Here is a 5,250-nt window from a genome sequence, read left to right on the forward strand (position 1 = left end):
AGGCGGCCGAGCTGGACAGCGTGACTTCCGACCCCACCACCGGCGCCGAGGACGAGCAGCGTGTCTCCGGCGTGCAGGTCGAGCTCATCGAGGGCGTCCCACGCGGTGCCGATCGCCACGGGGATGCACGCCGCCTCGACCGCAGTCACGTGCGCGGGAACGGCAACGGCCTGCTTCGCGTCGAGAAGGACGAACTCTGCCAAGGCGCCAGACGCACTCGCGCATGATCCGAACACCAGGCGGCCCGGCTCCAGCCCAGACGCCTCGTCAGCCGACAGGACGATGCCGCATGCCTCGCGGCCGATCGCCATCGGGAAGTCGACCGGCACCCTCCCCTGACGCTGCCCGTTGCGCACCTTGATGTCGGCTGGGTTCACGCCGGCGGCTCGCATCGCGACGAGCACGGTGCCGTCCCTGCCCTCGGGCGGCGGAACCTCGAAGAACTGCTGGACCTCGGGACCCCCGTACCGGTCGAAGCCGAAGATGCGCACCCGAACGTCACTCGCCGCCGGGCTCGAGGCGGACGCAGCAGCGACCTGGGCTCGGATCGAGCCGGGCGCGCATGCCCTCCTCCCCGACCGCGTCGAGCAGGCCCTCCATCAGCCGGAGGTTCATCCCGCAGACGAGCTCCGTGTGACGCGTGGACAGGTCGTGGAAGGGACAGTTGGCCAGCACCAGGGCGCCGTCCTCCTCGAACGGCTCATACCCCGACCGGGCCAGCGCCGCGGCGAGTCCGCCTTCAGCGAGATCATGCCCGCGGTCCCAGGCGTGCCGGGCGAGGCACTCGCGGACCGGCTCGCCGGTCCGCTCCGAGTCCTCCACCGCTGCGGCGAGCAGCTCACCCGCGAGGCCGTAGTGGCGCGGCGGCAGCGAGACGGCGACGTCCTGCTTGGCCCGCGCGTAGATCTTCGCCGGTCGCCCGGCTCCGGGACCCGAGCGCCCCGTCCTGCGCTCGAAGGTGGCCGTCAGCAGGCCCTCCTCGGTAAGCCGGTCGAGGTGGAACGCCGCGGTGTTGCGCGGCAGGCCCACCGCCTCGGCGACCTCGTCACGAGTGAGACCCCGGCGCGCCTCGACGACGACGTCGTAGAGCCGGCGGCGGGTCGGCTCCGCGAGCGCAGCGACGGCATTGACGTCAGCAGCGACGTCAGCAGCGACGTCCCTCGTGGCCTTGGACTGATCCGGCATGGTCCCAGTCTAAAGCCAAGATCCATTGACGCAAAGGCCGAAAGGTTCTAATGTCAAAGTATCCTGACTATAGAAAGGAGATGGACATGGCCACCACGTCCACCACACGACCAGGACGGACGCATTCCTTGCTCAGCGCGGATCCGGTCGACCAGGCCTTCCTCATCCTGAGAACGGCGTTCACCGTCGCACCGATCGTCTTCGGGCTCGACAAGTTCTTCAACATCCTGACCGACTGGCCGCAGTACCTCGCCCCATGGATCGACGGCATCGTCCCCGGGACGGCTCAGCAGGCGATGTACCTCGTCGGTGTCGTCGAGATCGTCGCCGGCATCGTCGTGGCTCTTCGCCCCCGGATCGGCGGGCTCATCGTCGCCGCCTGGCTGCTCGGCATCATCATCAACCTGCTCACCCTGCCCGGCTACTACGACGTGGCGCTGCGCGACGTCGGCCTGTTCGCCGCTGCGATCGCGCTGTGGCGACTCGCCTCCCGCCGTCCCACCACCAGCTGACCGCGAGACTCAACGTGCACACTCGACTCAGCTGGGTCGAGTGTGCAGTTCGCGTCGCGACTATTTGACCGAGCCGCTCATCAGGCCGCCGATGAAGTACCGCCCGAGCAGGATGTAGACGAGCAGGGTCGGCAGCGAGGCCAGCAGCACCCCCGCCATGATCGACGGATAGTCGGGGTTCTGGCCGCCGGCGAGCTCGTTGAGGGCGTAGGTGACCGGGCCGTTGTTGCGGTTGGTCAGGAACAGTGCGAAGAGGAAGTCGTTCCAGGCCGACGTGAACTGCCAGATCATGGTCACCACGAAGGCTGGTGCCGAGATCGGCAGGACGATGGACCCGTAGGTCCGCAGCATCCCGGCCCCGTCGACCTTGGCCGCCTCGAGGATCTCGTTGGGGACCGCGGTCGCGTAGTAGTTGCGGAAGATCAGGCTGCAGATGGGGATGCCGAAGATGAGGTGGACGGCGATGAGCTTGGGAATCCCCTCGAACCACGAGAACCCGGGCGTGCCCTGGACGTCGAGGAGCATTCCCTGGAGTGGGATCATGACCGCCTGGTAGGGGATGAACATCCCGAAGAGGAACAGCGTGAACACCAGCGTCGCCCCCGGGAACCGCCATTTCGCGAAGACGAACCCGTTGATCGATCCGAGGACCGCAGAGAGCACGGCCACGGACGTCGCGAGGGCGACCGACCGGAAGAGCGGCGGCGAGAGCGCTTCCCAGGCACCCCGCCAGCCCTCGACGGACCAGACGGACGGGAAGGTCCAGGCCTCGCTCGCGGTGACGTCGGCACTCCGCTTGAAGCTCGTGACGAACAGGACGTAAAGCGGGATGAAGATGAGGATGACGAAGAGGATGAGCAGGATGAACTTGACCGTCCGTCCTGCCATGCTGCCCTCAGTCCCCGGCGCCTTGCCGGTGGTGACCCGGGCGCCGATGGCGTCGGTGCCCGGCGCGACCGGCGTCGCCTCTGCCGTTGCCGTGGTCATCAGCGCGTCTCCTTCTCGGTCTTGTTCGTGTAGATGAGGTAGGGCACGACGACGATGGCGATGAGCAGCAGCAGGATCGTGGCGTTGACGGCCGCGGCCGTGGGGTTGTTCTGCTGGAACATCTGGGTCCACATCAGCGTGGCTGGCACCGAGGCTTTGTAGGAGTTCTGGCCGGCGATGGCGTAGATGAGGTCGAACATCTTCATCGACATGTGGCCGATGATGATCAGCGCAGATAGGGCGATCGGCGACAGCTGTGGGAAGAGCACGTGCCGGTAGATCTGTCTCTCGCTCGCGCCGTCGATGCGCGCCGCCTCACGCTGGTCCTCCGAGATCCCCCGGAACCCGGCGAGGAAGAGCGCCATGACGTAGCCGGACAGCTGCCAGATGGCGGGGATCGCCATCGCGGCCATGGAGAACGCGCTGGGTGACTGCCACCAGCCGCTCTGGAACCGCTCCAGCCCGAGCATCGCGAGGAGCTGGTTGAGCCCGACGGCCTGGTCGCCCTTGCCCGGGGACAGCAGCCAGCGCCAGACGATGCCCGCCGCGATGAAGGAGATCGCCATGGGCAGCAGATACACCGACCGGAAGAAGCCTTCGCCCGACACTCCCTTCTCGAGCAGCGTGGCCCACAGCAGGCCGAAGAACATCGTGCCCGCGAGGAAGACGACGGTGAGGACGAGCAGGTTGAACAGGGCGTGCTGGTAGCCCTCGCTGCCGAGCAGGTTCGTGTAGTTCTCGAGCCCGCCGGGGTTGGTCACCCGCTTCGTGGCGCGGGTCACCGTGCGGTCCAGCGAGCCGACAACGTTCCGGAAGATCAGAAAGTAGACAAAGATCCCGATGAGGATGATCGACGGCAGCACCAGCAGGAAGCCGGGGAGCCAGTCGCGAAACCTCGTGCCCTTGCGCATGTGCGCCTCCTTGGGAGGACGGAAGGAACGGGAAGGGGCCGTATGCCGCTGAGCCGGCTCAGCAGCATACGGCTTGCTTCCCTCGTGGCTGAGGAGAACTCAGCCGAGGTTCTTCTTGGCAGCCGCGACGAGGTCGGTGACCAGCGTGGCGTCGTCCTTGGTCGTGTAGAACTTGCTGATGGCGGTGGTCATGTCAGCGTTCCACGCCAGTGACACGGCCGCGCCATGCGCGATCGACGAGACGATCGTGTTCGACTTGAACGCCTCCATCGCGGACTGCTGGTAGGGCGGGAAGTCGCTCGCCGGCACGTCTGTGCGAGCCGGGATGGAACCCTTGGCGAGGTTGAAGGCCTTCTGGCCCTCGGCCGAGCCGATGAGCATGAGCCAGTCCTTCGTGCCGCCGGGGTTCTTCGCGCCCTTCGGTAGGGTGAACGAGTCGGCGAGGAAGTCGAAGACGCCATCCTGCCCGGGAACCGGGAAGTACTGGTAGTCGGTCTGCTCCTTCTTGCCCTTCGCTGCGAACTCGGCCACGGCCCAGTCGCCCATGACGTTGTAGGCGGCCTTGCCGTCGATGACCATGTCGGTCGCGACGGGCCAGTCGTCACCGTCGGAGGCGGTGTTCGCGTACGTCAGCAGCTTCTTGTAGTCAGCCGCGGCGGTTTTGACCTCGGGCGAGTCCCACGCGGTCTTGCCGTCGAAGAGGCCGCCGTACTTCTCGGGGCCGAGATCCGAGATGAGCACGGTCTCGAAGAGCTGCAGCTGGGTCCACGAGCCGGCGACGGAGAGCGGGGTTGCGACGCCGGACGCCTTCACCTTGTCCATGTCGGCCATCCAGGCCTTGATGTCCTTGGGGACGGCGTTGATGCCGGCCTTCTTCAGCACCGCGGTGTTGGCCCAGACCACGTTGGCGCGGTGGATGTTGGACGGGACCGAGTAGATGTTGCCGTCGACGGTGAGGCGGTCGAGCAGGTTCTTGGGGAAGACACTCTCGCCACCCAACGCGGTGATGACGTCGTTGACCGGGAGGATCTGCTCGTTGTCGATGTAGTCGGCGAGCTCGGCTCCCGCGTGTCCCTGGAACGAGTCCGGGGGCTGGTTGTTCTGCAGGTCCGATGCGAGCTTCGCCTTGGCGTTCGAGCCGGCACCACCCGCGACGGCCAGGTTGACGAACGTGTCGTTCGGGTACTTCTCCTTGAACAGCTTCTCGAGTGCGTCGAGTCCGGCCTTCTCTGAGCCGGCAGCCCACCAGGTGAAGACGCCCACCTCGCCACCGGCGCCACCGGCTGTCGTCGCGAGTGACGTGTTGGGAGCGGCGCCCGGCTCCGTGGGTGTGTTCGACGAGCCGCACGCGGCCAGTCCGAGCGCGGCGACCGACGCGACGGCCACCGTTGCAACAAACCTGTTGCGCATTGATCCTCCTCGGTATTGCCGCCTTACTTCATGACCGGCGGCTGTTTGGTGTGCCCGGGAGCCGGGCTGGTGTATCAGCTGGGTCCGCTCGCGCGGTCCATTGGCGGTGGGTCGCTCGGCACCGTCGGCCGTCCCACGGGCGCGGGAGGCTGGCAGCGAAGGACCGTGATGTCGCCCGCGATGCGGAGGTCGCCCGCACCGTGGGGAATGAGCAGGACATCGCCTGCGGCGATGTCGAGCGACGA

Annotated in this window: 6 protein-coding genes; 1 reads left to right on the top strand and 5 read right to left on the bottom strand. The window is 66.9% G+C overall.

Features of this window, described 5'->3' with window-relative positions; genetic code table 11:
- Together VIR15_RS10295 and VIR15_RS10300 are read right to left on the bottom strand one after the other, a co-directional pair.
- A partial coding sequence (locus VIR15_RS10295; protein ID WP_331927388.1) for an alcohol dehydrogenase catalytic domain-containing protein occupies window positions 1-491 on the bottom strand: 491 nt, incomplete at its 3' end.
- A gap of 7 nt (window positions 492-498) precedes the next feature.
- Window positions 499-1,185 carry a helix-turn-helix transcriptional regulator gene (locus VIR15_RS10300; RefSeq protein ID WP_331927389.1) on the bottom strand — a complete coding sequence of 229 codons (687 nt, stop codon included), beginning with the start codon at window positions 1,183-1,185 and terminating at the stop codon, window positions 499-501.
- Between the two features lie 86 nt (window positions 1,186-1,271).
- Between VIR15_RS10300 and VIR15_RS10305 the strand changes: the two genes are divergently transcribed.
- The gene (locus VIR15_RS10305; protein ID WP_331927390.1) at window positions 1,272-1,697 is read left to right on the top strand and encodes a DoxX family membrane protein; all 426 of its coding nucleotides are present in this window, start codon (window positions 1,272-1,274) and stop codon (window positions 1,695-1,697) included.
- Between the two features lie 60 nt (window positions 1,698-1,757).
- Here the strand turns inward: VIR15_RS10305 and VIR15_RS10310 are convergent, their stop codons facing one another.
- From VIR15_RS10310 to VIR15_RS10320, 3 genes are all read right to left on the bottom strand, one after another.
- Window positions 1,758-2,684, bottom strand: a complete 927-nt coding sequence (locus tag VIR15_RS10310; protein WP_331927391.1) for a carbohydrate ABC transporter permease — start codon at window positions 2,682-2,684, stop codon at window positions 1,758-1,760.
- Window positions 2,684-3,595, bottom strand: coding sequence for a carbohydrate ABC transporter permease (locus tag VIR15_RS10315; protein ID WP_331927392.1), 912 nt, complete (start codon window positions 3,593-3,595; stop codon window positions 2,684-2,686). Before VIR15_RS10315 ends, VIR15_RS10310 begins: the two co-directional genes overlap by 1 nt.
- 99 nt (window positions 3,596-3,694) lie before the next feature.
- Window positions 3,695-5,005 (bottom strand): ABC transporter substrate-binding protein, encoded by a 1,311-nt coding sequence (locus tag VIR15_RS10320; protein ID WP_331927393.1) that lies wholly within the window; start codon window positions 5,003-5,005, stop codon window positions 3,695-3,697.
- Window positions 5,006-5,250 lie beyond the last annotated feature (245 nt).

It is taken from the genome of Intrasporangium sp., assembly GCF_036566125.1.
Lineage (GTDB): Bacteria > Actinomycetota > Actinomycetes > Actinomycetales > Dermatophilaceae > Intrasporangium.

Coding starts and splice junctions, on each gene's coding strand:
- VIR15_RS10310 (WP_331927391.1), bottom strand. CDS start 2,684: ATGACCACGGCAACGGCAGAGGCGACGCCGGTCGCGCCGGGCACCGAC.
- VIR15_RS10305 (WP_331927390.1), top strand. CDS start 1,272: ATGGCCACCACGTCCACCACACGACCAGGACGGACGCATTCCTTGCTC.
- VIR15_RS10300 (WP_331927389.1), bottom strand. CDS start 1,185: ATGCCGGATCAGTCCAAGGCCACGAGGGACGTCGCTGCTGACGTCGCT.
- VIR15_RS10320 (WP_331927393.1), bottom strand. CDS start 5,005: ATGCGCAACAGGTTTGTTGCAACGGTGGCCGTCGCGTCGGTCGCCGCG.
- VIR15_RS10315 (WP_331927392.1), bottom strand. CDS start 3,595: ATGCGCAAGGGCACGAGGTTTCGCGACTGGCTCCCCGGCTTCCTGCTG.